This window comes from Vibrio sp. B1FIG11 (assembly GCF_905175335.1).
In the GTDB taxonomy this organism is placed as follows: Bacteria; Pseudomonadota; Gammaproteobacteria; order Enterobacterales; family Vibrionaceae; genus Vibrio; species Vibrio campbellii.
On sequence record NZ_HG992751.1, the window covers coordinates 690,057 to 715,962 of the forward strand.

Annotated in this window: 19 protein-coding genes and 1 pseudogene; 13 read left to right on the plus strand and 7 right to left on the minus strand. The window is 45.4% G+C overall.

All coding sequences use genetic code 11. The annotated features are described in order from the left end of the window. The first annotated feature begins 367 nt into the window (after positions 1-367). Positions 368-1,642, plus strand: coding sequence for a dicarboxylate/amino acid:cation symporter (locus KHO06_RS03165; RefSeq protein WP_010648318.1), 1,275 nt, complete (start codon positions 368-370; stop codon positions 1,640-1,642). Positions 1,643-1,964: 322 nt separating this feature from the next. Here the strand turns inward: KHO06_RS03165 and KHO06_RS03170 are convergent, their stop codons facing one another. Further along, positions 1,965-2,324, minus strand: a complete 360-nt coding sequence (locus KHO06_RS03170) for a four helix bundle protein (protein WP_051117850.1) — start codon at positions 2,322-2,324, stop codon at positions 1,965-1,967. A gap of 398 nt (positions 2,325-2,722) precedes the next feature. Between KHO06_RS03170 and dnaK the strand changes: the two genes are divergently transcribed. Then, positions 2,723-4,639, plus strand: a complete 1,917-nt coding sequence (gene dnaK, locus KHO06_RS03175; RefSeq protein WP_005440231.1) for a molecular chaperone DnaK — start codon at positions 2,723-2,725, stop codon at positions 4,637-4,639. Between the two features lie 201 nt (positions 4,640-4,840). After that, positions 4,841-5,989, plus strand: coding sequence for a molecular chaperone DnaJ (gene dnaJ / locus KHO06_RS03180; RefSeq protein ID WP_005440230.1), 1,149 nt, complete (start codon positions 4,841-4,843; stop codon positions 5,987-5,989). A 96-nt stretch (positions 5,990-6,085) separates the two neighbouring features. Here the strand turns inward: dnaJ and KHO06_RS03185 are convergent, their stop codons facing one another. Continuing rightward, a complete protein-coding gene (locus KHO06_RS03185; protein WP_212582094.1) occupies positions 6,086-6,520 on the minus strand; it encodes a prepilin-type N-terminal cleavage/methylation domain-containing protein in 435 nt (144 codons plus the stop codon). Between the two features lie 103 nt (positions 6,521-6,623). Here KHO06_RS03185 and KHO06_RS03190 point away from each other — a divergent pair, with 103 nt between their 5' ends. The 6 genes and pseudogenes from KHO06_RS03190 (at position 6,624) to tadA (ending at position 12,241) form a co-directional block, all read left to right on the plus strand. Continuing rightward, positions 6,624-7,139 (plus strand): GspH/FimT family pseudopilin, encoded by a 516-nt coding sequence (locus KHO06_RS03190; protein ID WP_212582095.1) that lies wholly within the window; start codon positions 6,624-6,626, stop codon positions 7,137-7,139. Between the two features lie 9 nt (positions 7,140-7,148). Further along, a pseudogene (locus tag KHO06_RS03195) lies at positions 7,149-7,774 on the plus strand (pilus assembly protein PilW). Further along, positions 7,774-9,102, plus strand: a complete 1,329-nt coding sequence (locus KHO06_RS03200; RefSeq protein ID WP_212582096.1) for a hypothetical protein — start codon at positions 7,774-7,776, stop codon at positions 9,100-9,102. Before KHO06_RS03195 ends, KHO06_RS03200 begins: the two are co-directional and overlap by 1 nt. Then, positions 9,092-9,502: a prepilin-type N-terminal cleavage/methylation domain-containing protein gene (locus KHO06_RS03205; RefSeq protein ID WP_212582097.1), complete on the plus strand. Its 411-nt coding sequence runs from the start codon at positions 9,092-9,094 to the stop codon at positions 9,500-9,502. Before KHO06_RS03200 ends, KHO06_RS03205 begins: the two co-directional genes overlap by 11 nt. Positions 9,503-9,790: 288 nt before the next feature. Further along, positions 9,791-11,350: an AbgT family transporter gene (locus tag KHO06_RS03210; RefSeq protein ID WP_050905587.1), complete on the plus strand. Its 1,560-nt coding sequence runs from the start codon at positions 9,791-9,793 to the stop codon at positions 11,348-11,350. A 357-nt stretch (positions 11,351-11,707) separates the two neighbouring features. Beyond that, positions 11,708-12,241, plus strand: coding sequence for a tRNA adenosine(34) deaminase TadA (gene tadA / locus KHO06_RS03215; protein ID WP_080771468.1), 534 nt, complete (start codon positions 11,708-11,710; stop codon positions 12,239-12,241). An 80-nt stretch (positions 12,242-12,321) separates the two neighbouring features. Here the strand turns inward: tadA and KHO06_RS26720 are convergent, their stop codons facing one another. After that, complete coding sequence (locus KHO06_RS26720; protein WP_005424864.1) at positions 12,322-12,456, minus strand: hypothetical protein; 135 nt, start codon at positions 12,454-12,456, stop codon at positions 12,322-12,324. 288 nt (positions 12,457-12,744) lie between these two features. Beyond that, positions 12,745-14,349 (minus strand): membrane-bound lytic murein transglycosylase MltF, encoded by a 1,605-nt coding sequence (gene mltF / locus KHO06_RS03220; RefSeq protein ID WP_191118126.1) that lies wholly within the window; start codon positions 14,347-14,349, stop codon positions 12,745-12,747. 323 nt (positions 14,350-14,672) lie between these two features. Between mltF and purL the strand changes: the two genes are divergently transcribed. Then, positions 14,673-18,569 carry a phosphoribosylformylglycinamidine synthase gene (purL, locus tag KHO06_RS03225; protein ID WP_212582098.1) on the plus strand — a complete coding sequence of 1,299 codons (3,897 nt, stop codon included), beginning with the start codon at positions 14,673-14,675 and terminating at the stop codon, positions 18,567-18,569. Positions 18,570-19,030: 461 nt separating this feature from the next. Further along, on the plus strand, positions 19,031-19,339 hold the full coding sequence (locus KHO06_RS03230; RefSeq protein ID WP_045370557.1) for a DUF3622 domain-containing protein: 309 nt from the start codon (positions 19,031-19,033) through the stop codon (positions 19,337-19,339). 88 nt (positions 19,340-19,427) lie between these two features. Here KHO06_RS03230 and KHO06_RS03235 read toward each other — a convergent pair whose 3' ends face one another. Together KHO06_RS03235 and KHO06_RS03240 are read right to left on the minus strand one after the other, a co-directional pair. After that, positions 19,428-19,835 carry a hypothetical protein gene (locus KHO06_RS03235; protein ID WP_038891645.1) on the minus strand — a complete coding sequence of 136 codons (408 nt, stop codon included), beginning with the start codon at positions 19,833-19,835 and terminating at the stop codon, positions 19,428-19,430. A gap of 169 nt (positions 19,836-20,004) precedes the next feature. Next, positions 20,005-21,075: a succinylglutamate desuccinylase/aspartoacylase family protein gene (locus KHO06_RS03240; RefSeq protein WP_005424857.1), complete on the minus strand. Its 1,071-nt coding sequence runs from the start codon at positions 21,073-21,075 to the stop codon at positions 20,005-20,007. Between the two features lie 330 nt (positions 21,076-21,405). Between KHO06_RS03240 and KHO06_RS03245 the strand changes: the two genes are divergently transcribed. Then, positions 21,406-21,945, plus strand: a complete 540-nt coding sequence (locus tag KHO06_RS03245) for a DUF3332 domain-containing protein (RefSeq protein WP_038891647.1) — start codon at positions 21,406-21,408, stop codon at positions 21,943-21,945. A gap of 84 nt (positions 21,946-22,029) precedes the next feature. On the opposite strand, the gene KHO06_RS03250 is transcribed toward KHO06_RS03245, so the two are convergent. Next, positions 22,030-23,502, minus strand: a complete 1,473-nt coding sequence (locus KHO06_RS03250) for an aminoacyl-histidine dipeptidase (RefSeq protein ID WP_212582099.1) — start codon at positions 23,500-23,502, stop codon at positions 22,030-22,032. Between the two features lie 1,033 nt (positions 23,503-24,535). Here KHO06_RS03250 and KHO06_RS03255 point away from each other — a divergent pair. Then, positions 24,536-25,825, plus strand: a complete 1,290-nt coding sequence (locus KHO06_RS03255) for an NCS2 family permease (RefSeq protein WP_005424863.1) — start codon at positions 24,536-24,538, stop codon at positions 25,823-25,825. The last annotated feature ends 81 nt before the right edge of the window (positions 25,826-25,906 follow it).

Genomic DNA, 25,906 nt, shown 5'->3' on the forward strand with positions numbered 1-25,906 from the left:
GCGTTTTTGTTTCAAACATGCCCTCAGCATATTCACTCCTCTGAATATGCGATGAATTTGAAATTTGATCCTCTTCAAAGTTTTTCTTATTGGGAAATATTTTTCTTATAGGATACATCCTTTCTTTATATTGCTTACTTATGGAATGCTGTGTCTATAAGTGGCTGTTCTGACTTGCCTTCGAGATTTAATTCTGAATATGAATGTGGATCTAGTGATTTACTTTTAATGTTATCTATTAACATTTCTGTAAAGAAAGTCTTTATTTTGTAACTCTGGTGTGTATTATTCGCGAGGTCTGCCGTAAAAATCAGCAGATGTAACTATAAAAATATAAATAGCAAACACAACATTTCGGAGATTTATGATGGATAAATCGCTTTCTAGTAAGATTTTTATTGGTTTGTTCGCCGGCCTTGTGCTGGGTACAGCTATTCAGTACTTATTTAGCGGTATTGCGATTTTTGATACCTATATCCTAGGTACGGCAGAAGGGGCAGGCGGCATGTTCGTTTCGCTGATTAAACTTCTGGTTGTTCCTTTGGTTTATGTATCAATTGTATGTGGCATTGTTGAGCTTAAAGACATTCGTTCTTTTGGTCGCTTAGGTGGTAAAACCTTTACTCTTTACATTTTGAATACCGTCGTCGCGATTATTGCTGCTCTTACTGTTGCTATGATTGTTCAGCCTGGTGCTGGCGCAAACCTAGCGGGTACGATTTCTGACTCTGTGGCACTTAAGTCAACAGAAACGCCGGATATCTTCTCTATGGTTGTGAACATCGTTCCGAGCAACCCGGTACAGGCGTTTGCAAATGGCGACATGCTACAAATCATCTTTATGGCAATTCTGACAGGTCTTGCTATCCAAGCGCTTGATTCAAAAGGCGGCCCTGCGGTTCGTACTTTTAAGATGGCGAACGAAATCATGATGAAGCTGATTGGCCTTGTTATGAGCCTTGCGCCATACGGTGTATTCGCTCTGATGATTCAACTTGGCGCGACACTGGATGCAGGAACGCTTGCATCGGTAGCTGGTTATGTTGCTCTTGTGGTTTCAATGCTGGTGCTTTGGATCTTCGTTGTATACCCACTAGCGGTTCAAATGTTCACAGGTATTTCTGCGCGTGAGTTCTCTCGTAAGACGCGTGAGCAAGTGCTGTTCTCTCTATCTACAGCAAGTTCAAATGCGACGATTCCAGTAACGATGCGCACTCTTACTGACAAGATTGGTGTGTCTAAGTCGGTAGCTGGTTTTGGTGTTCCACTGGGCGCTACGATGAACATGGCGGGTGCTTCTATCTACATCGCAATTGCAGCGGTATTCTGTGCAAACGCATTTGGTCAGCCTATCGCGGTATCTGACCTAGTGACTCTAGGCTTCACGGTTCTGCTACTGTCTATCGGTGCTGGCGGTGTTCCTGGCGGTGGTGTAGTAATGGTTGGTGTTATCCTTCACCAATTGGGTCTACCACCAGAAGGTCTAGCAATTGTTGCTGCGGTTGACCGTATTAACGACATGTTCTGTACATCATCTAACGTAGTCGGCGACACTGCAGTAAACACGATTGTTGCTAAGTCTGAAGGCGAGATTGGTAAAGAAGAAATCGTGGATGCTGAGCCTGCACAAGCAAGTGCATAATTGATAATTGCTCACTCAATCGAATTTAAAGCGAGGTCTTAGGGCCTCGCTTTTTCTTTTTAGAGACGCTTCGCTTCGGGAACGGACTTCGTCCTATGGAACGCTGCACTCCGAGATTTTAGAGGGAGATAATTTGATACCCGACTTGTTCGAACCTCACTCTTGAGTATGGCGAGAAAAATAGCTTTGCACTTACTCAGTATCATTCCCGAAAGCGACCAAGGAGCATTGTTGAGAATCTATTATGTAAGAGTGCGCGTAGCGGTTATTAGTAAAATCCGCGAAGCTTCAGGAAACAGACTTAATCCTGTGGAGCGTAGCGCTATAGATTGGTGGTGCTTTGGTTTTTGTGCTTGGCAATTAAGGAATAGAGCATGCGGGAGATACGTTCACATTTTTCACAAAGTGCATCGCGGTCAGACTGGCTGATATATTTAAACTCATAGGCGAGTAGAATTTGAGTTTTGAGCTCACCAGTTGAGCCTTTTGCTACATTAAGGAAGTAAGCTGTTTCTCTTGGACTGCCTCTTTCAATACCTTCGGCGATATTGCTTGGTACTGAGAGTGAAGAACGACGAATCTGATCTTTAAACGCATAATCTTTGATGTGCTCTACTGCTTGGTAGGTATGCTTACACAACGTAAAGCTCATTTTCCAAACATCTAAGTTTTGATATTTCATTATCACTTTCAAAAGTAATGAGTATTGAATTTGGATTTACGCTGCGTGTATGGAATTGGTGTTAGTTATTGGGAGCTTATATTGAGTATTGACACGACTCGCTTCTAAAAAGACAAAATTGAGCCGCATCCCGCATCCCGCATCCCGCATCCCGCATCCCGCATCCCGCATCCCGCATCCCGCATCCCGCATCCCGCATCCCGCATCCCGCTTTTGCGCAACTTTTTTCAATTTTTTTTGCTCTCTCCCTTGAAATGCTATTTGCAGCCCTTATCTATTGGGCATAAGAGAAGCAAACAACATTATTTTAGTTTGTGAGTAAGGGTTGAAACCCGATTCTACGTCCCCACATAGGGGATATAGCAAAACGAAAATAGAATTTATTCGGAGATAGCCTGATGGGTAAAATCATTGGTATTGACTTAGGTACTACTAACTCTTGTGTTGCTGTTCTAGACGGTGACAAGCCACGCGTAATTGAAAACGCAGAAGGCGAGCGTACAACCGCATCTGTTGTTGCATACACAGACGGCGAAACGCTAGTAGGCCAACCTGCTAAACGTCAAGCAGTAACAAACCCAACTAACACGCTATTTGCAATTAAGCGTCTAATTGGTCGTCGCTTTGAAGATGAAGAAGTTCAGCGTGATATCGAAATCATGCCTTACAAAATCGTTAAGGCTGACAACGGTGATGCTTGGGTAGAAGCGCAAGGCCAAAAAATGGCGGCTCCTCAAGTTTCAGCTGAAATCCTGAAGAAAATGAAGAAAACTGCTGAAGACTTCCTAGGTGAGGAAGTAACTGGTGCAGTTATCACAGTTCCTGCTTACTTTAACGATGCTCAACGTCAAGCTACAAAAGACGCTGGCCGTATCGCAGGTCTAGAAGTTAAACGTATCATCAACGAACCAACAGCGGCTGCTCTAGCATACGGTCTAGACAAGTCAGGCGGCGACCGCACTATCGCGGTATACGACCTTGGTGGTGGTACATTCGATATCTCTATCATCGAAATCGATGAAGTTGAAGGCGAGAAAACGTTCGAAGTTCTAGCAACTAACGGTGACACTCACCTTGGTGGTGAAGACTTTGATACGCGTCTAATCAACTACCTAGTAGACGAGTTCAACAAAGAGCAAGGTATCAACCTTAAGAACGACCCACTAGCGATGCAACGTGTTAAAGAAGCAGCAGAAAAAGCGAAAATCGAGCTTTCTTCTACTTCTCAAACTGACGTAAACCTACCTTACGTGACTGCAGACGCGACTGGTCCTAAGCACATGAACGTGAAAGTGACTCGTGCGAAACTAGAATCTCTAGTTGAAGACCTAGTACAACGTTCTCTTGAGCCACTAAAAGTTGCTCTAGCTGACGCTGATCTATCTGTAAACGACATCACTGACGTAATCCTAGTTGGTGGTCAGACTCGTATGCCTATGGTTCAAGCGAAAGTTGCTGAGTTCTTCGGTAAAGAAGCTCGCCGCGATGTAAACCCTGATGAAGCAGTAGCAATGGGTGCTGCAGTTCAAGGTGGTGTACTTGCGGGTGACGTTAAAGACGTACTTCTACTAGACGTTACTCCACTGTCTCTAGGTATCGAGACAATGGGTGGCGTAATGACTAAGCTAGTTGAGAAAAACACAACTATCCCAACTAAGGCGAACCAAGTTTTCTCTACAGCAGAAGACAACCAGAGCGCGGTAACTATCCACGTTCTTCAAGGTGAGCGTAAGCAAGCGTCTTTCAACAAATCTCTAGGTCAATTCAACCTAGAAGGTATCCAAGCTGCACCACGTGGTATGCCACAAATCGAAGTTACTTTCGACCTAGATGCGGATGGTATCCTACACGTTTCAGCGAAAGACAAGCAGACTGGTAAAGAGCAGAAGATCACTATCCAAGCTTCTGGCGGTCTAAGCGACGAAGACATCGAGAAAATGGTTCAAGAAGCAGAAGCTAACAAAGAAGCGGACAAAAAGTTTGAAGAGCTAGCGACTGCACGTAACCAAGCTGACCAAATGATTCACGGTACTCGTAAGCAAGTAGAAGAAGCTGGTGAAGCACTACCTGCAGAAGAGAAAGAGAAGATTGAAGCAGCTATCTCTGAGCTAGAAACTGCACGTAAAGGCGATGACAAAGAAGCGATCGACGCTAAAGTTCAAGCGCTAATGACGGCAGCTCAAAAGCTAATGGAAATCGCTCAACAACAAGCTCAAGCGCAACAAGCACAAGGTGCTGACGCTGACGCTCAACAGTCTAAAGAAGACGACGTAGTTGATGCTGAGTTCGAAGAAGTTAAAGACGACAAGAAATAATATTTCTAACTAGGCGACTTATGGTCGCCTAGAGTCGATAAGACTTTTGTGTGCGGGCGTTTGGGGTAACTCTTACGCCCGTCTGTTTGTCCAAGCTGTCTTTCTAGTTAAGTATTTTGCAATGAGTGCACTTACCTAGAACGATACAAACACCAAGCGGTAAATCATGCCGTTTGCAGTAATTAATTGGTGACGAAGAACATGTCAAAACGTGATTTTTACGAAGTATTAGGCGTAGGCCGTGATGCCTCTGAGCGCGATATCAAAAAGGCGTACAAGCGTCTAGCGATGAAATTCCACCCAGACCGTAACCAGGGTGATGAGTCTGCAGCGGACAAGTTTAAAGAAGTAAAAGAAGCGTACGAAATTCTCACTGACCCTCAAAAGAAAGCGGCGTACGATCAATACGGCCATGCTGCTTTTGAACAAGGCGGTGGCGGCTTCGGCGGCGGCGGTTTTGGTGGCGGTGGTGCTGACTTCGGCGACATCTTTGGCGATGTGTTCGGTGATATCTTTGGTGGCGGCCGTCGTGGCGGTGGTCAGCAGCGCGCGCAACGTGGCGCAGACCTACGTTACAACATGGAACTGTCGCTAGAAGAAGCAGTTCGTGGTGTATCAAAAGAGATCGAAGTACCTACGCTTGTTCACTGTGATACCTGTGATGGTAGCGGCGCGAAGAAAGGCTCTTCAGCTGAAACGTGTGGTACCTGTCATGGTCACGGTCAAGTTCAGATGCGCCAAGGCTTCTTTGCTGTACAGCAGACCTGTCCTACCTGTCACGGTAAAGGCAAGATCATCAAAGACCCATGTAACGAATGTCACGGTCAAGGCCGTAAGCAAAAAACTAAGACACTTAACGTTAAGATCCCAGCTGGTGTTGATACTGGCGATCGCATTCGTCTGTCTGGCGAAGGTGAAGCAGGAGAAATGGGCGCACCAGCAGGTGACCTGTACGTACAAGTTCACGTGAGAGAGCATCACATCTTTGAACGTGAAGGTAACAACCTGTACTGTGAAGTGCCTGTAAGCTTTGCGATGGCTGCACTTGGTGGTGAAGTTGAGGTTCCGACGCTAGATGGTCGTGTGAACCTTAAAGTACCGACAGAAACGCAAACTGGCCGTATGTTCCGCATGCGTGGTAAAGGTGTGAAAGGCGTTCGTGGCGGCGGTGTGGGTGACCTAATCGTTAAGCTAGTGGTTGAGACACCTGTTAACCTAAGCTCTCGTCAAAAAGAATTGCTGAAAGAGTTTGATGAGTCTTGTGGTGGCGATGCTGCAACTAAGCACAAACCAAAATCTGAAGGTTTCTTCAACGGTGTGAAGAAGTTCTTTGATGACTTAACCAGCTAATTGCGCGGTTAACTGAATCCAATAAAAAGCCTGCAACGATGCAGGCTTTTTTTGCATTTAGCGATTGATATCTTGATGGATTCAAGCAAATGCGCTCTAGTTCCAACAAGCGCTTGGCGATTCAATATTGGTTGAAGTGAGTGTTATTTTTTTGTCTTGGCCAGTGAAGCAACTGTCGTTGTCTTGCCCTAAATCAGACTTGGCTGTTGCTTCAATTCTATACGCTAAAGTCGCTGAACTGACGATATGAAATGAAAAGCGGTCTGAGTCTGAATCGCAGATCGTACAATGCCCACCAGATACCAATCCACTCCAGTCATAGCCCCCGTCATAAGACGTCTCGAGTTCCAATTGAAGACGAGCAATATCACTGATCGCAACGGTGCGATGGGCAGTGATACTGTGGTTGCTATAAGACGGATAGGCGATAGCAGCAATGATACCGACGATCACAACGGCTATCAGTAATTCGATCAATGTCATCCCTCTAAATCGTTTGTTGTATCCGTTACAACCAGAAATTCGAATCATGACGAGTAGTTCCCTTTTCACTTTTCCGCCTATTTTTCTTAGGTGATAGCATCAGCGCAAGATGAATTACGGCCCTTTTGCCGTTTGCATAGGAATTTGGGAAATGCCTCGCGGGTTTACGTTGTTGGAGCTTCTGATCACCATCGCAGTAATGAGTGTTTTACTGGCGGCGGCAGCACCATCTTTCCAAAATGTTATTGAAACCAACAAAATGCAGCGCTTAGCTGATGAGCTACACGGTTTTGTTCTTCAAGGTAAGTCGGAAGCGGTTTTACGCAGAGAAAGACTCTGGGCTCACATTATTATGTCTGGGGCTTCATCAAGTGATGGCAATTGGCGAATAGAACTTACTGATAACGGAACCGAAGGAGCAGGTACGGTTTTGTTGTCATTTTCGGGAGAGGCTTACAACGGAATTGTGGTTACGCCAAGTTATTCATCGACTCAAATCAGCTTCGATGACGTTCATGGTCGCCCTTCCTCCGGGAATATCAAATTTTATCCGGTAGGAGAATCTACAAAAGCACTCAAACTCATCTCTCACACTCTTTCTGCTCGCGTTCGTGTATGTAGTGATAACAACAACACCGAGTTCTTTGGGTACTCAACCTGTTCTTAAGGGATGAATATGTTTAACCAAAAAGGTGCCAGCCTCGTTGAGTTCATGATTGCCTCTTCTTTAGGACTGATTTCTCTCGCTATTGTCGGTTCGCTTTATATCAGTGGCCAAAAGGTGGCGATGGAGCGCTCTAAAGAGCTGATGTTATTGCAAAATACGGGCAGCGTATTAGCGATGTTAAGAAACGATATCCAACGAGCTGGCTTTAATGAAAGTGGCAGTGATTCAGTCAAAATTTCAGGTGCGACCGATACGATTTACACTCTTGATACTCCGGGGATGGGGTTGATTGCATACGCCTATCAAGTTGGGACTTCAGGTGCAGCGCCACTTTATAAAAGTGTCGTATATGAGCAGCGGATTAATACGCCCGAGTCTTTGTTTGTCTGTGAGAAAAAACAACGACGATATGGAACGTCAGTCAAGTTATTGCGCTTTCTGGCACCGGTACATGTAACGCTCTTTTTGATAAAAGAGCGATTCATATTAACCGCTTTGATCTTGCCGCTCGTACGCTGAAAAACACAGATGCTGAAAGCGCGGTGGTCACCATTACCTTAGGAACGGAATTAGTTGGCGCAACAAGTGTTCAAACAGAGCAGTCGTTTACCGTGAAGCAGAGGAACTGGCAGTAATGAGAAATCAACAGGGAGCCGCAGCATTATTAGTTGTGAGCGTGTTGCTGGTTGCGGCGTTAATGATGTCGCTTGGTAGCTACAAGTCTCTTTTTTATCAGATCAAGCGTGCCAATAACCAAATTGAAGCGCGGCAAGAGCACTGGCGTGCTGAGGGGGGATTGGAGTGTGTTTTCGCTCTAGTTCAAGAGACTGGGGCTGTTCCGACTACAATACAGCTAGATGCCTGTAGTTCAAGTTTGACACTGAGTAAAGCCAGCCAATATTTGACGGTAGTCTCTGAGAGTGGGTTTGCTGAAATAACAAAAGTCATAAAATTCGCAGGTAGAAATGGAGCTGGAGCTATCCAGACAACGGCAGATCTTTATTTAAACGGCTCTAACTCTATTAGCCCTGATCCTTTAAAAGAAGCAAGCACTACCAATAAATGGCAATGCCGAGCCGTAACATACAGCAGTAAATTGAAAGTGTTTGGCAATTTGCAGAATAAAGGGTTAACGGATAGTGCTAAACCCTATGTTGACTTTCCTTCAGGGCAGGGGTGCGATTCTGGGCATCAATCAACAGTTACTTCTTCGCCAACATCTTCTCAAAAAGATTTCTTGTTAGATGCATCACAACAGCCATTTGAAAACTTCTTTGCTGAAAAACGTGAGGATTGGTTCAAAATCATGTCCAACGAAGAGTTTGTAAAGGTATCTGCTACTTCTTTGACTAAAAGCTCTGGTGAAATGAAATTTACGCAACAAACTTTACCAGCCCCATCAAGGGTTAATGATTGTGGTACCCAGATAAAGAATATTATTAATAATGGAAAAGACTTAATCTGGATTTATGGTAATTGTCATTTAACGGGAACTGATTTAAGTAATATTGGAACTGCTATTAATACTTACACTCCTAGCGGTGTTATCTTGGTTGCTCACAATGGGTTATTTACTACAAGTGGTGCGCTTACTTTCAAAGGGTTACTTTTCCATTTTGTTTCTGGTGAAACAGATAATAGTGGAAACTTCCAACCTGACTTCACTCCCTCCTCTGCTTCATGGAGCAGCAGCTCTGCAACGGTTCAAGACGATTTAGAGGCATTGAAGTTAGTACTTGATGGTCATGTTGCTAACTTTACTCCTAAACCGACTGATACCGACATTGTGTATTATCAACAAGGCGCTTTTTTCCCTTCAGGTGGTTATGTAATGGATGCCCCGGGACAGGCCGCTATTTTTGGTGCTGCACTAGATCTATATTTTGATGGCAACGCAATTGATGTGCCTCTCTCTCGTATTCTGAAGACTAAATGGAAAAAAGGCTCTTGGAATGATCTCTAAACAAAAAGGCTTTAGCTTAATCGAGGTGCTGATTTCGTTTCTGCTGCTTGGTATTGGCGCACTTGGTTTAACTAAGCTACAAATCTACATGGAACGTGAATCGGATTACGCGATTCAAAGTATCGAGGCACTGCGACTGGCCGAAAATCAACTTGAGTTGTTCCGCACTCGAGGTGCTTCTGAGGCAATGTCTACTATCACACCGGCCAGTTTCGCTGCTATTGCAACAGGATCTTCTGCTATTGGATCTTATATCGTTGAGTGGGAAGTGCCTGCAGCAACGATCTCCGGATCTCTCAAGACCATCACGATAACTTCTAGCTGGAAAGATAGGATGGGGGAAACGCAATCGATTGAGCTAAAAACAATGATTTCGCGTTACAGTGAGTTCGAAAACTAAGGTGTTTTGCATTTCTTGTACAATTGCTTTTATCGTAAATATTGACAATTTTTATGCTTGGTTGGGTGGTTAATAGGTGGTTTTGCAACTGTTAATGCGAATGGTGTGCTACTGTTTTTTTTATGTTTAATTGATATGGCTTTTTTGCAAAATATGTCTCCAAATATGGAAAAAAGCGTAGAACCTTGTGCTTTCTTAATGACTATTTAATAGAATGCTCGGTTGAAAATAGGCCGTTATAATTACTCAAATAGGCCATGGCACCAACATCATTCATATGGAGTTACCATGAGTAACCAAGCAGTAAATAAGGCACCGTCACCGAAGCCGAGCGGGATGGATCGCTTTCTGAACTTTATCGAGCGAGTAGGTAATAAAATTCCTGATCCAGCGATTTTGTTCTTCTGGGCACTAATCATTACTTGGGCTGCGTCTGCACTTTTGTCGAATGTTTCTTTCGACCTTCTAAACCCTCGAACTGGCGAAGCTCTTACTATTACTAACCTTCTAACAGGTGAAGCACTGGCAAGTTTCCTTGCTAACATGGTGACAACGTTCACTGGCTTTGCGCCACTTGGTATCGTTCTTGTAGCGATGTTGGGTGTAGGTGTTGCCGATTCTTCTGGCTTCATCACGACTGGCCTTAAGAAGATGCTGAACTTCACGCCAGCAAAACTTCTTACTCCAATGCTAATTCTTGTAGCAATCGTATCGCACACAGCGGCGGATGCGGGCTACGTTCTGGTTATTCCTCTTGGTGGTATCATCTTCCACGCAGCTGGTCGTCACCCTCTAGCGGGTATCGCAGCAGCGTTTGCAGGTGTATCAGGTGGTTTCTCTGCTAACTTTATTCCTTCAGGTATTGACCCTCTATTGGCTGGTTTCACACAAACAGCTGCACAGGTTCTAGATCCTGAGTACGTGGTTAACCCTCTAGCAAACATCTTCTTTACTGGTCTATCTTCAGTAATCATTGTTGCTATCGGTTGGTACGTAACTGAGAAAATCATCGAACCACGCCTAAAGAACACACCAATCGACGAAGACGCAGAGAAAGCACCAGATCTAGGTTCTTTCACTGAGCTTGAGTCAAAAGCGTTCCGTTACGCTGGCTGGGCAATGATGGCGGGTATCGCTCTTCTTGTTGTGGCGCTTATTCCAGAAAACTCTGCACTGCGTTCACCTGAGGGTGAGATCACTGCGTTCTCTGCGCCAATCATGAAGTCTATCGTTCCGTTGATTTTCATCCTGTTTATCATTCCGGGTTACGTTTACGGTCGCGTTTCAGGCACGTTCAAGACAAGTAACGACATCATCAAAGCGATGGCGGATACTATGTCTACTATGGGCGCATACATCGTAATGTCGTTCTTCTGTGCACAGTTCCTATCTGCATTCGCGCAATCAAACATCGGTACGATGCTAGCGCTTTACGGTGCGGAAGGTCTGAAAGCAATGAACCTACCTGGTGAAGCAACTATCATCGGTATGATTCTTCTAACAGCTTCTGTAAACCTTCTAATCGGTTCTGCATCAGCGAAATGGGCTCTTATCGGTCCAATCCTAGTTCCGATGCTAATGGCTGTGGGTATCTCTCCTGAGCTATCTCAAGCGGCTTACCGTGTAGGTGACTCTGTATCGAACATCATTTCACCTCTGATGGTATTCTTCCCTCTAGTAGTGGTTTACTGTCAACGTTACGTGAAATCGACAGGTATCGGTACACTAGCATCGCTAATGATGCCATTCTCGATTGCAATGCTAATCGGCTGGTCTATCTTCCTAGTGGTTTACTGGATGCTAAATATTCCTCTAGGTATTCAAGCGCCATACACTTACACAATGTAAGAGCGCTGAAGCTATTTAGTAAATTTAGAAAGCGCTGGTCGAGAGACTGGCGCTTTTTTGTTTTCGGGAATTGAAGAACGGACTTTGCCCTACAGGCACCGCACTTCGAGAGTCGGGAACGCTTCGCTCTAGGAATCGAGAGGTGTGTGCTGAAAGATTAGTGAAAGAAACTCAGTTCAAACAGCGTTGACAGAATGTGCTCCTAGGAAAACAAAATAAATAGCATCCCGCATCCCGCATCCCGCATCCCGCATCCCGCATCCCGCATCCCGCATCCCGCATCCGCTTCCACTTCCCCTCTTTGAAGGTTAAAATCCACTTTCAATCACGATCTATCCCAAATATCGGAGCCTCCTTTTGTCAAATTCTCAGTTTTCCCCTCAAGACGAACTATTTATGCGCCGTGCGATGGAGCTTGCAGAGCAAGCAGAAGCAGAAGGGGAAGTGCCGGTTGGTGCTGTTTTAGTGAAAGACGGAGAGATCATTGCGGAAGGTTGGAACCGTTCTATTTGCGCTCATGATGCGACGGCGCATGCGGAGATCCAAACTTTGCGTAAAGCGGGTGAAGCTCTAGGAAACTATCGACTGCTTGATACCACTTTGTATGTCACGCTAGAGCCTTGCCCAATGTGTGCTGGGGCATTGTTACACAGCCGAGTGAAACGCGTCGTTTACGGTGCTCCTGACTTAAAAGCAGGCGCTGCAGGAACGGTATTAAACTTGTTTGAAAGCCAAGCAGCGTACCATTACGCAACAGTTGAAAATGGGCTGCTGGAAGAAGAATGCCGCTCTCAGTTGCAAGCGTTCTTTAAACGTCGCCGCAAAGAAATTAAAGCGAAGAAACAAGCGCAAAAGGCGTTGGAAAACGAGCAGGAAAATAAAGATAAGTAAGTGGAAAGGAGAATGAGTTTTTTCGGCTAGAAGTATTTTTAGCAAACACCTACCCAGGGGTAGATGTTTGCTTCAAGTTCTCAGTGATTCACTAGGTGAACGAAAACACGGTTACGTGCACTGACTTTCTTTTTCATACTCGTAAGCTTGCGCTTACGGCGGTTAGCAGCCACTGTCTTATTCAAACGTTTTGACTGCACTCTGCGCTTTCTCATAATCAGAACCTCTTGCAGACAACGAACACACTCTCCGACACTCGCATAGCAAAGCGTCTGACATATTATCAATCGATGACATTCTGATGAGGCACGCTTACGGATGAAGGTGGCATCAGTTCGAGGAGAGGTGACTAAAAGAACTTCTCTGCTATGCAAGCCTAATATTGGTATGGCACCAATGAGCATTACAAGCTAGATAAGCCCGAAAGACTGGATTCTAGATAACTTTATCTGTTGACTCAACAAAAAAAATAGCGAGCTGAGGGCTCGCTATTTTTGAAGGTTTTATTCTGCTTTTGGCACTGGTGTTTGCTCTGCTTCTTGAGGCGCATTTTCTTCAGGTGGTGGTGTTACTTCAACTGCCCCTGAAACCTGTTCTGCTAAGGTCTCCACAGCACCAGAAACTAACAGATTAGGATCGAGTGGCGGGATGACCTGAAGATCTTCTGTATCCTCGTCGATAGCAGGCTTTTGGCTTACATGGCCAATGATCGATTGGTAGTAACGACGAATGTTTTCAACGTAGTTACGCGCTTCATCACCACGAGCATAGCCATAACGAGTTTGGCTATAGAAGCGTTTCTGGCGTAATAGCGGTAGGCGCTCTTTTACATCTGCCCACGCATTTGGATCGCCACCTTGCGCTTTAGTCAGGCGTCGTGCATCCATCATGTGTCCGTAGCCTACGTTGTAAGACGCTAAAGCAAACCAAATCTTCTCATGCTCATTGATTGAGTCCGGTACACGAGCCACGATGCGACGTAAGTATTCCACACCACCACGAACCGACTGTTCTGGGTCAAGACGATCCGTAACCCCAACACTCTTGGCGGTTGGCAGCGTCAACATCATCATGCCGCGAACGCCTGTTGGTGACTTCGCTTTTGGTTTCCAGTGAGATTCCTGATAAGCCAATGCCGCAATCAAGCGCCAGTCGAACTCTTCACTGTACTTTTGGAACAGTGGTGACCATTTCGGCAAGGTGTTATCCAAAGCGCGAATAAAGGCACGCGTGTCTACGTAGTCGAAAGCTTCAATGTGGCCGATGTATTTCTCTTCGAGCGTTGCGAGTTCACCAGACTGCTTAATGTTGCCAAAGAACTCGATCAACATGGCATACAAGCTTTCATCTTCAGAACGACGAGTGAACCAAGAAACGGGTTGGTCTTCGGTTAGCTCAAAAGCCAAAGCTAGATCTGGGTAAAGGCGCTGAGCCAAAGACAGTTCCACAGAGTCTGTAACGGTAAAACGCAACTCACCCGTCGACACGTGTTTTAGAAGATCTCGAGTATCCGCATCACCCACAATTTCAAATTGCAGCTCTGGGTGTTCTTTCTGTAGCGCGGTTAATGTCGGAACAAATTGTGACTGTTCAACAATTTGCAGCGTCTCTGCTCCTGCATTGCTGCCTTCGTTTCCGGCTTTCTCATCTTTTGATTCTTGATACTTAATGAGCTGATCTACATCGCGAGGGCGAAGCTGGCCTTTTTTGTACACTACTTGCTGGCTCACATAGTAGTAAGCAGGCCCAGGACGGAAGCGTTGAACCGCTTGAGAGGTTTGGTTTAAACCGGTCGCGATAATATCAATATCGCCTTTTTTCAGAGCAGGGAATAACTCTGCTTGGCGGAAAGCGGGTCTGATTTCCAACTTCACGCCGAGTTGCTCTGCAAATTTGCGCGCCAGTTCGTAATCCAAGCCAGCAGGACCATCAGGACCAATGTAGTAGGAGAGTTGGTTGTTTAGCGTGCCAACACGTAGGACACCACGCTCTTGGATTTGCTCGAATTCACTTTTGGGTTCCGACTCAATCTGACACGCAGAGAGTAAAAGCACAGAGGCGAAAAGTAGGGCGCTGCGCTTGAGTCGGTTGAACTGACTTATTTGCATTAATTCGGTACGTCTCGATAATTTTCTAGTTGCCTTTATATCAAAGCGAGCTGGTGGGGCAAAGTGAATCAGACAGATAGAGTGCGACATTGTGTGATTTATCGACATTTTAGTCGGAATTCAAATTTGACGAAAAAAATGACGCAAACGGTTGCTTTTGGTGTTACATCACAAAAACAATTGCTATATAATGCGCTCGCAACGAAGAGGTGGCATCGGCATAGGTTTGAAAAACCTTCGGGAATAGCTTCGAAGAAAACAGTATAACCCACTGAATTTATTCCAATATCACCTTAATCACTTGCAATAAGAGACCTAAGCACATGAGAATTTTGCGTGGCTCCCCAGCTCTTTCTGAGTTTCGTGTTAATAAACTACTGGAACTTTGTCGTGAACAAGATCTGCCTGTCACTGGCATTTACGCTGAGTTCATGCACTTTGCGGATCTAAAGTCTGACCTTGATGCTCAAGAGTTGGAAAAACTGGAAAAATTGCTGACTTACGGTCCAACGATCGAAGAGCATGAGCCAGAAGGTCTTCTACTTCTTGTTACGCCTCGTCCGGGCACTATTTCGCCTTGGTCTTCTAAATCTACTGATATCGCCATCAACTGTGGTCTAGACAAAGTAAAACGTCTTGAGCGCGGCACTGCATACTACGTAGAGACATCGACGCCTCTTAACGATGCTCAAATTGCTGATGTAAAAGCACTCATCCATGACCGCATGATGGAAGTGACATTTACTGATTTTGATGCAGCAAATGCGTTATTCCAAGCGGCAGAACCTGCTCCTGTAGCAGACGTTGATCTATTAAAAGGCGGCCGTGCTGCGCTTGAAAACGCAAACGTTACCCTAGGTCTTGCACTTGCAGATGATGAAATTGAATACCTTTACGATGCGTTCGTAAATAAGCTAGAACGCAACCCGACTGACATCGAACTAATGATGTTTGCACAAGCGAACTCAGAGCACTGTCGTCACAAGATCTTCAACGCAGACTGGACTATCGACGGCGTTAAGCAAGAGAAGTCTCTGTTCAAGATGATCAAGAACACATTCGAAACTACGCCTGAAAACGTACTGTCTGCATACAAAGATAACGCAGCGGTAATGGTAGGTTCTGATGTAGGTCGTTTCTTCCCGAACCCAGAAACTCGCCAGTACGGCTACAGCCAAGAGAAAGCGCACATCCTAATGAAGGTGGAAACGCACAACCACCCAACAGCTATCTCTCCTTGGCCGGGTGCTTCTACAGGTTCAGGCGGTGAAATCCGCGACGAAGGTGCGACTGGTATTGGTGGTAAGCCAAAAGCAGGTCTTGTTGGCTTCACTACGTCTAACCTACGTATTCCTGGTTTTGAACAGCCATGGGAAACAGATTTCGGTAAACCGGGTCGCATCGTTAACGCTCTAGACATCATGCTAGAAGGCCCACTTGGTGGCGCGGCGTTCAACAACGAATTTGGTCGTCCAAACCTACTTGGTTACTTCCGTACTTACGAAGAAAAAGTGAACTCACACGCAGGTGAAGAGGTTCGTGGTTACCACAAGCCAATCATGATTGCTGGTGGTATGGGTAACATTCGTGACGAGCACGTTCAGAAGAAAGAGATCCCAGTAGGTGCAAGCCTAATCGTACTTGGTGGTCCTGCAATGAATATCGGTCTTGGCGGTGGTGCTGCTTCTTCAATGGCATCTGGTCAATCAGCAGAAGACCTAGATTTCGCCTCAGTACAGCGTGAAAACCCAGAAATGGAGCGTCGCTGTCAGGAAGTTATCGACCGTTGTTGGCAACTTGGTGATGCTAACCCAATCGCGTTCATCCACGATGTAGGCGCGGGCGGTATCTCTAACGCACTTCCTGAGCTTGTAGACGATGGCGAGCGTGGTGGTATCTTCCAACTGCGTGACGTACCAAATGATGAACCAGGCATGAGCCCACTTGAGATCTGGTGTAACGAATCTCAAGAGCGTTACGTAATGGCAGTTGCGCCAGAGAATATGGAAGTATTCGACGCAATATGTAAGCGTGAACGTGCACCATACGCCGTAGTAGGTATCGCAACAGAAGAGCGTGAGCTTAAACTTGAAGATTCACACTTCGAGAACACGCCAATCGACATGCCAATGGATGTGCTTCTTGGTAAGACGCCTAAGATGCATCGTGATGCGAAAACGCTAAAAGCAAACAACCCTGCAGTTAACCGTGACGGTATCGAGCTAAACGAAGCAGCGGACCGCGTTCTACGTCTACCAACGGTTGCAGAGAAAACATTCCTTATCACTATCGGTGACCGCACAGTAACGGGTCTAGTTGCTCGTGACCAAATGGTTGGTCCTTGGCAGGTGCCTGTTGCTAACTGCGCAGTGACCGCAGCAAGCTACGACACTTACCACGGTGAAGCGATGTCGATGGGTGAGCGTACACCAGTTGCTCTACTAGACTTCGGCGCTTCTGCTCGTCTAGCGGTTGGTGAAGCAATCACAAACATTGCAGCGACAAACATCGGTGATATCAAACACATTAAACTGTCTGCAAACTGGATGTCTCCAGCTGGCCACCCGGGTGAAGACGCGGGTCTTTACGAAGCAGTGAAAGCGGTGGGTGAAGAGCTATGTCCAGCACTTGGCCTGACTATCCCTGTGGGTAAAGACTCAATGTCGATGAAGACCAAGTGGGAAGAGAACGGTGAGCAGAAAGAAGTAACCTCTCCGCTATCTCTAATCATCACTGCGTTTGCTCGTGTTGAAGATGTACGTAAGACAATTACTCCGCAACTTCGCACTGACAAAGGTGACACTAGCCTTGTACTAATCGACCTAGGTAACGGTCAGAACCGTCTAGGCGCAACAGCGCTAGCGCAGGTTTACAAGCAGCTTGGTGACAAGCCAGCAGACGTAGACAATGCAGCACAGCTAAAAGGTTTCTACGAAGGCGTTCAAACTCTCGTAGCGAACGACCAAGTAGTGGCTTACCACGATAAAGGTGATGGCGGTCTATTCGTAACTCTTGCTGAAATGGCATTCGCGGGTCATTGCGGTGTGAAAGCTGACATTGCTGACCTAGGCGACGACGCACTAGCGGCGCTATTCAACGAAGAGCTAGGTGCGGTACTTCAGGTTAAGAACGATGACCTAGACGCTGTACTTTCTACTCTTGCAGCAAACGGTCTTGAAGCGTGTTCACACGTAATTGGCTCTGTAGAAGCATCTGATGAGCTAGTGATCACTTCTGGTGAGACAGTCGTTCTTGAGCGTAACCGTACTGAACTGCGTACTATCTGGGCTGAGACAACGCACAAGATGCAAGGTCTACGTGATAACCCAGCGTGTGCTGACCAAGAGCACGAAGCGAAGAAAGACAACTCAGACCCAGGTCTGAACGTTAAGCTAAGCTTCGATGTAAACGAAGACGTCGCAGCACCTTACATTGCGAAAGGCGCGAAGCCTAAGATGGCAATTCTGCGTGAGCAGGGCGTTAACTCTCACGTTGAGATGGCAGCAGCCTTTGACCGTGCAGGTTTTGAAGCAACGGATATCCACATGAGCGACATCCTAACGGGTCAAGCAGTTCTTGAGGAATACAACGGCCTAGTGGCTTGTGGTGGCTTCTCTTACGGTGACGTTCTTGGGGCTGGTGAAGGTTGGGCTAAATCAATCCTGTTCAACGAGCAAGCTCGTAACCAGTTTGAAGGCTTCTTTAAGCGTGAAGATACGTTCTCTCTAGGTGTGTGTAACGGCTGTCAGATGCTATCGAACCTGAAAGAGCTAATCCCAGGTGCAGACCTATGGCCTCGCTTCGTTCGTAACGAATCTGAGCGTTTTGAAGCTCGTTTCAGCCTAGTAGAAGTGCAGAAGTCTGACTCTGTATTCTTCGACGGCATGGCTGGTTCGCGTATGCCAATCGCAGTATCTCACGGTGAAGGCCGCGTAGAAGTGCGTGACGCAGACCACCTAGCGGCGATTGAAGCATCAGGTACGGTTGCCGTTCGTTACGTGGACAACCACGGTAACCCAACGCAGCAATACCCGAACAACCCGAACGGTTCGCCAAACGCAATCACAGGTCTAACGACTGCTGATGGCCGTGTGACTATCATGATGCCGCACCCAGAGCGTGTATTCCGCACAGTAGCGAACTCATGGTCTCCAGAAGGTTGGGGCGAGAACGGTGCTTGGATGCGCATGTTCCAAAATGCACGTAAGAACATCGGTTAATCACGACTGTTAACGAAAATAGTAAAGCGCTGGTTGAGAGACCGGCGCTTTCTTTATTTAAGGGAATCGAGAACGGACTTCACCCTATAGGACGCTGCGTTTCGAGAGTCGGGAAAAATAGCGGCGTCATTTCCTAGACTGACGAAGGAAGGAGTAGGAAATCTCTTTTGAACAATGAATAGGGAGAGATCCCCAACTCACTCGAGCCTTGTTCTTGAGGATGACGATTAAATTGCGTTGGACTCATAAGGTGTTGACAGTATTAATTCCTAAATAGACAAAATGAAATCGTCTCCCGTCTCCCGTCTCCCGTCTCCCGTCTCCAGTAAAAAACTTGCAGCGTTTCGGTAACTTTTATGCTCTAATACCGCGCTTACCAAGGGATGGTGTTAAACAGCTCAGCTTAGATGGAGTTATCAAGTTGACCGAATCCCTGATTAATCCCTTAGGAAATGAAAGAAATGGCTAAAAATCCAAAATTCGCTATCCGCGTAACTGAAAAACGTAACGGTTGGAGCGCAGAGATCACTCGTCAGGTGACTTCTCGTAAAGTAGTGGTATCAAAACGTGAAACTGGTTTTGACAGCGAAGAGAAAGCACAAGCTTGGGCTGAGCAGGAACTAGCAGGTTTTGTACAAAACCAAGTAGTTCGTAACGAGCGTAAAGCAGTACAACGTCAAGAGCGTGAAGCAGAGCAACTAGCGGCAAAAGTTCGCAAAGAAGAAGCTCGTAAAGCTCGTGAAGCAGAGGTAGACACTGACGAAGAATAATCGCAGTGTGTTTGATGGTGATTGGAACCATCGACAATGAATTTGAAAATGCCCCGAGTTTATCTCGGGGCATTTTTATTTGCGGTATTTATAGGCAATCAGAGGATATTGAGAGTTTGATTGAATTTCCTGATGAAGCCGTATTGTACGCATGATCTTTGCGAAGCTTTTTAGGTGTGTGAACGGGCTGCAAATCAATGTGGCGTAATCCATCTGACAAATCGGTAGCTTCACCGTAGTCGTAATCTCTTGCCTCGGTAATCTCACCTTTTGCATATTGGCATCCAGTAGGTGCTTCATCGTTTTTCCACGCAATCATATCTGGCTTAGCATCAAGATTTAAACCATCGTGGACTTTTTGAGCATAGTGATCTTCGATTTGATGTTGGTTGCTTTGTTCTTGTAAGTACTCAGCAATCTCTCCAGATGGTTGAGCGTGAGCTAAGCAGGGCAAGATGGCTCCAGCAATAAGAAGTTGTTTATAAGTATTATTCATAGTGGTTCACAAGCAAAAGGAAGATACCCTAGTTGTGAATGAGAACTATTGCAATTAATTTGTTGTGTGAATGCTTTATGTAAACTTCTGGTCCAACCTTTTGTTTTTAAAAGTATGGATATAAAAAAGCCCAGATTGTCTATCTGGGCTTAAGTTCATTCGTTGAGAATTATTGCTGAGTTTCTAGCGGTATTTGGCCAGTGGTCACTTGGTCGACATCAAACTCAGTTAGCTCTTCAATATAGCTCTCTACCGTCTGCTCAACCATCTCGTCGTCTTGCTTGAAGTAAGCGATATGGAAAATAGCATCACCTTCGTTAACGAGTGGCAGTGTTTGCTGGCCAATAACGATACCGCCTTTTGGTGCTAACAGCTCTAGTTCGTCATGGCCAAGCGGTGAGCTGATGTAAGCGAGCGTTTCGCCTTCTTCTACTTTATCACCTAAGTTCACGACAGTGCGTAGGATGCCGTTGCCAGATGCGCGTACCCAGCTGGTGGATTTGGCAATGATTGGCTCTGGCAGCTTCTTACGGCTTGCGCGCAGCATGCCGATCGCTTGCATGACACGTTGAACACCTAATACACCAGCGCTGATCGACAGTGGATCAAAGCGCAGTGCTTCACCTGCTTCATACGTCAAAACAGGGATATCGCACTTTTCAGCTTCACTGCGCAGAGAACCGTCACGTAGAGCAGAGTCTACGATCACTGGTGTTGCAAACGCTTTTGCGATACGCAGTGTTTCTGGGTTGCTCAAGTTCGCACGAATTTGAGGTAGGTTAGTACGGTGAATTGCACCCGTGTGAAGATCCAAAATGTAGTCACAACGTTTAGCGATATTATTGAAGAAACCATGCGCCATACGTGATGCCAACGCACCTTTCTCACTACCTGGGAAGCAGCGGTTTAGGTCACGGCGGTCTGGTAGGTAACGCGATTTATGGATAAAGCCGAACACGTTTACGATAGGTACAGCAATCACAGTACCTTTCAGCTTTGCTGGATCCAATTGGTTGATCATCTGACGAACGATCTCTACGCCATTAAGCTCATCACCATGGATCGCCGCATTCACCATTAGCACTGGACCTTCTTGTTTACCATGGATGATTTCCACTGGAATAGAAAGCGGTGAGTGCGTGTAAAGCTGTGCAGCTTCAAATTCGGTTTCTAGTCGTTGTCCTGGTTGTACTTGATGCCCGAGCAGCTCAAATACTTTGCTTTTTTTACTTCTGGCCATAAACCATCTCTGTCAAATACGTTATCAACAATGTAACAACTGGTTCAAAATCACACTAATCATTCTTCTTAATGTCACGAACAATAATTTTTGTTGAAAAGATTAAAAATTCACCAAATGTATGGCTTGTGTAAGTGTATTTGGCAATTTCTTGTGTTAATTGAGTAGCTGTACGCTGTGTTTTAAGTTGTCATATTCATCACAAAAATAAGGCTGTTTTAAATTTAATACTAATATTTTTTTCGAGAAAAACTGTCTTTTACCTATGGTTTTTATCCGCTAATATCCTCGCCGAATTTTTGACCTAATACTATTTAACTAGAGGTTATAATGAAAAAGGCGATCGCTAAAATTGGCGCACTAACTGCAGTGGCAGTTTCTCTTTCTGGCTGTGTAGGCAGCAACGCAGTAACGGGTTACGTTATGGGCTTCAACTTGAAAGCTGTTGACAACCGTTACGCTCGTGGTGGTCTAAACATGCTAATGGCGCCAGTTTACGGTGTTGCTATTGCGGCTGACTACATCGTGTTCAACTCTCTAGAGTTCTGGACTGGTAAAAACCCGCTAAACGGTAAGCCACACATCTTTGATAAGAAGATGGACACTTACATCGACGTAAACCACCAGTTAGATAAATCACTAACAACAGCACCAGTTGGTCCTCTAACGAACAACCGTGTTATCGAGCAAGGTCAGATGCAACAGATCGACGAGAACACAGTTCAAATGGACATCACTTACAACAACGGTGAAAAAGCAACACTTATGGGTGTTCGTGAAGGTGATTTCGTTACTTACTACATCGATGGTGAAGTAGTTGCTAAGACTTCTATGGATGAGCTAGCGGCATACGCGCAAACTCGTGCATAATGTGCGAAGTGCTTTTAATAGCAAGCTCGCAATAAAAAAGGGTGCCTCGGCACCCTTTTTCGTATTTATGGAATCTGTTTAGGATTACGCTTTTTCTGGAATTGCTTCTAGAAGTGCAACCATTTGATCCCAGAACAGTTGAACGGTATCAATCTTCACTTTCTCATCTGGAGAGTGAGGGAATTTGATGGTTGGACCGAAAGAAACCATATCCATGTTCGGGTAAGGTTCTTTAAATAGACCACACTCAAGACCCGCGTGGATAACCATGATGTTCGGCTTGTGACCGTAGATGCCTTCATACATATCACGGAAGATTGCCATGATCTCTGAATCTGCATCAGGTTTCCAGCCAGGGTAAGCGCCAGAAAACGCGATCTGTGCACCAGCTAGTTCTGCTACTGATTGAAGCATACCTTCAACTTGGCTACGACCTGAGTCGATCAACGAGCGAATTAGGCATAGAACCGTTACTTTGTTCTCTTCTGTTGTGATAACACCAACGTTAAGAGACGTTTCAACCACACCTTCAACTTCATCACTCATGCGCATTACGCCGTTTGGACAAGCGTTCAACGCAGCGATGAAACGTTGCTGGTCTGCAATCGCAAACACTTGTGCTTCTGTTGTTACTTCTTCATTGAAAGTCACAATGTCGGTTTCTACTTTACCAAGCTCAGTTTTTAGTAACTCAGTGTAGTAGTTGAATAGCTCTGCCAGCTTATCTTGATTCTCTGCTGGTAGAGCAACAGTAACGAAGGCTTCACGAGGGATAGCGTTACGTAGGCTACCACCACGGAACTCAACAAGACGAAGATCCAATTCTTGTGCGTGACCAGCTAGGAAACGGCCTACAAGTTTGTTCGCGTTGCCACGGCCAGTGTGGATGTCACAACCAGAGTGACCACCTTTTAGGCCTTTCAGCGTTAGCTGACGAGTCACAAAACCTGCTGGGATGGCATCACGTGTAATGTCGAATGTCATTGCGCCGTCGATACCGCCAGCACAACCCATGTACACTTCGCCTTCTTGCTCTGAGTCAGTGTTTAGAAGGATGTCGCCTTCCAACCAGCCTGCTTCAAGACCGAATGCGCCTGTCATGCCAGCTTCTTCATCAATCGTTAACAGTACTTCAATAGGGCCGTGTTTGATTTCAGTAGAAGCGAGAACCGCAAGACAAGAAGCCATTCCGATGCCGTTGTCCGCACCAAGCGTTGTGCCTTTTGCTGTTACCCACTCGCCATCGATGTATGGTTGGATAGGATCTTTTGTGAAGTCATGATCAGTATCTTCATTCTTTTGCGGCACCATGTCGATGTGCGCTTGAAGAACGACGCCTTTTTTGTTTTCCATGCCCGGCGTCGCTGGTTTCTTAATGAACACGTTGCCAGTTGGATCGCGGCGTACGTCAAAACCCTGCTCTGTCGCCCAAGTAACAATGTACTGTGCTAGTGCTTCTTCATGTTTAGAAGGGTGAGGGATTGAACAAATCTTATCGAAAAACTGCCAAAGTGGAGCAGGTGATAAGGTACTGATTTCAGAATGGAATTCAGACACGGAAGACTCCTTTGATGTGCTTTGCCAAATTTAAACCGTAAATTTAATGAGTGTTTAGCAGTAAATGCTAATCGGTATTGGCTTGGAATTGCCCTCAGCATACCACCACAAAAGCCGTTCTAGTAGTTGTGGTGAAAAGGATTTGCCCTTGAACTGTCACAGATTATGAGCACAACCTAATACGCTAATGCAACGCTCTTAGTATGAATTGAAAGTTTGTTTAATTTTTAATTTACTAAACTGTAATTTAATTACAGTTAATTCTTGATTAAGATCAATTTATCAGGTTTTTGTGATTCTTGTCACTAAAATGCTTGTAATTAAATTTCTCGGTGGTATATTTGTAACCAGCTTCTGAGAGAAGAATGAAATGCTCAAAGGATGAGTCCGTTTATCGCCTCCAAGGAACCGAGAAATCAACCAAATTAACAGTATTAATTGATTTAGAAGGTGATATTTATGAAAGGTTTACCAAGTGCAATGTTCTGGAACAGCAAATCTGTTTACACCGGTAACTTTGTATACCCAACAAGCTTTGGTTACTAATTGAAGCCAACGCATGTGACTCGAACAAGTTTGTTCACCCCTATAAATTGGAATTTTTTTTCAGTGCATAGTGCTGACATGATTCACCGCCACTCAAATTGAGTGGCGTTTTTTTTATCTGCAGTATCAAACTTCGACTACTTTCTCGCCACCAAGCTTCCATTCTACTAACGCATCTTCAACTTATTTCATTTTCTGACTAATTTTGTGGGTATTTAACGTCCAAAACCTCAGGTTTACGTTTGAAAGTTTAATACATTGCTCAGTTTGTACACGTTGAGCCGAACAAAATACAATTCTGTTAGTTGTTGTTTATTAAGATCTAAATTCTTGCCTTGTTTAAAACACTAGCGAATAGGTTTCATATCCAGCGAAAAAAATCCCATTAGAGTGAAAATTCTATCTGGAATTTGTTATTTGATAACTTTATAATTCGAGCCAATCGATTACGCAACCGTTTACTTTTTACCTTTTACAGGATTCGATCATGCTCGAAAGGCTCTTTAAACTTAGTGAAAATGGCACCAACGTGCGCACTGAGATCATCGCAGGTGTCACTACCTTCCTAACTATGGCTTACATCATCTTTGTAAACCCAGCTATCCTTGCGGATACTGGTATGGATCGTGGTGCCGTGTTCGTTGCGACGTGTCTTGCTGCAGCTATTGGCTGTTTCATCATGGGCTTGGTAGCAAACTACCCAATCGCTCAGGCGCCTGGCATGGGCTTAAACGCGTTCTTCACTTATTCTGTTGTGTTGGGCATGGGTTACACATGGCAAGTGGCCTTAGCAGCTGTATTTGTCTCTGGTTTGTTGTTCATTGTCTTGAGCGTGTTCAAGATTCGTGAGTGGATCATCAACTCGATTCCTCTTTCTCTACGCACAGGTATCTCTGCTGGTATCGGTCTGTTCCTGGCGTTCATCGCACTGAAAAACGCAGGCATCGTAGTAGACAACCCTGCAACGCTAGTTTCAATGGGTAACATTACGTCATTGCAATCGGTACTTGCTGCGATTGGCTTTTTCATGACGATTGCATTGGTTCACCGTGGTGTGAAAGGTGCGGTTATGATTGCTATCTTAGGTGTGACAATTCTTGGCCTTATCTTCGGTGACGTTCAGTGGGGCGGTATCATGTCGACTCCACCAAGCATCGCACCAACCTTCATGCAGCTAGACTTCTCTGGTTTGTTCGAAGTTGGCATGATCTCGGTAGTGTTTGCTTTCCTATTCGTTGACTTGTTCGACACTGCAGGCACGCTAGTTGGCGTTTCGCAAAAAGCAGGCCTAACTGATGAAAACGGCAACATTCCTCGTCTAAATAAGGCACTACTTGCTGACTCAACTGCAACGTCAGTGGGTGCGCTACTAGGTACATCAAACACCACTTCATACATCGAGAGTGTTTCTGGTGTTGCAGCTGGCGGCCGTACAGGTCTCACGGCTGTGGTTGTTGGTGTATTGTTCCTTCTAGCTCTATTGTTCTCGCCACTAGCGGGTATGATTCCAGCTTACGCAACGTCTGGTGCGCTATTCTACGTAGCAATCCTTATGCTTTCTGGCCTTGTTGGTATTGACTGGCGTGACCTAACAGAAGCAGCGCCAGTGGTAGTAACGTGCTTGGTAATGCCTCTGACTTTCTCGATTGCAGAAGGTATCACGCTAGGTTTCATTGCTTACGCTGCGATTAAGTTGTTTAGTGGTAAAGGCCGTGAAGTGTCGATGAGCGTGTGGGTGATGTCTGCAATCTTCATCGCGAAGTACATTCTGGGCTAATTCCCGTAATCTTAAAAAGCCAGTGTGAGCCAAAACTCACACTGGCTCTTTGTTTGCGAGTTGTTTGAGAAAGAATTGTTT

Bases quoted from the DNA above. Each gene is read 5' to 3' on its own strand.
- KHO06_RS03165 (WP_010648318.1), top strand. From the start codon at position 368: ATGGATAAATCGCTTTCTAGTAAGATTTTTATTGGTTTGTTCGCCGGC.
- KHO06_RS03170 (WP_051117850.1), bottom strand. From the start codon at position 2,324: ATGAAATATCAAAACTTAGATGTTTGGAAAATGAGCTTTACGTTGTGT.
- dnaK (WP_005440231.1), top strand. From the start codon at position 2,723: ATGGGTAAAATCATTGGTATTGACTTAGGTACTACTAACTCTTGTGTT.
- dnaJ (WP_005440230.1), top strand. From the start codon at position 4,841: ATGTCAAAACGTGATTTTTACGAAGTATTAGGCGTAGGCCGTGATGCC.
- KHO06_RS03185 (WP_212582094.1), bottom strand. From the start codon at position 6,520: ATGATTCGAATTTCTGGTTGTAACGGATACAACAAACGATTTAGAGGG.
- KHO06_RS03190 (WP_212582095.1), top strand. From the start codon at position 6,624: ATGCCTCGCGGGTTTACGTTGTTGGAGCTTCTGATCACCATCGCAGTA.
- KHO06_RS03200 (WP_212582096.1), top strand. From the start codon at position 7,774: ATGAGAAATCAACAGGGAGCCGCAGCATTATTAGTTGTGAGCGTGTTG.
- KHO06_RS03205 (WP_212582097.1), top strand. From the start codon at position 9,092: ATGATCTCTAAACAAAAAGGCTTTAGCTTAATCGAGGTGCTGATTTCG.
- KHO06_RS03210 (WP_050905587.1), top strand. From the start codon at position 9,791: ATGAGTAACCAAGCAGTAAATAAGGCACCGTCACCGAAGCCGAGCGGG.
- KHO06_RS26720 (WP_005424864.1), bottom strand. From the start codon at position 12,456: ATGAGAAAGCGCAGAGTGCAGTCAAAACGTTTGAATAAGACAGTGGCT.
- mltF (WP_191118126.1), bottom strand. From the start codon at position 14,349: ATGCAAATAAGTCAGTTCAACCGACTCAAGCGCAGCGCCCTACTTTTC.
- purL (WP_212582098.1), top strand. From the start codon at position 14,673: ATGAGAATTTTGCGTGGCTCCCCAGCTCTTTCTGAGTTTCGTGTTAAT.
- KHO06_RS03230 (WP_045370557.1), top strand. From the start codon at position 19,031: ATGGCTAAAAATCCAAAATTCGCTATCCGCGTAACTGAAAAACGTAAC.
- KHO06_RS03235 (WP_038891645.1), bottom strand. From the start codon at position 19,835: ATGAATAATACTTATAAACAACTTCTTATTGCTGGAGCCATCTTGCCC.
- KHO06_RS03240 (WP_005424857.1), bottom strand. From the start codon at position 21,075: ATGGCCAGAAGTAAAAAAAGCAAAGTATTTGAGCTGCTCGGGCATCAA.
- KHO06_RS03245 (WP_038891647.1), top strand. From the start codon at position 21,406: ATGAAAAAGGCGATCGCTAAAATTGGCGCACTAACTGCAGTGGCAGTT.
- KHO06_RS03255 (WP_005424863.1), top strand. From the start codon at position 24,536: ATGCTCGAAAGGCTCTTTAAACTTAGTGAAAATGGCACCAACGTGCGC.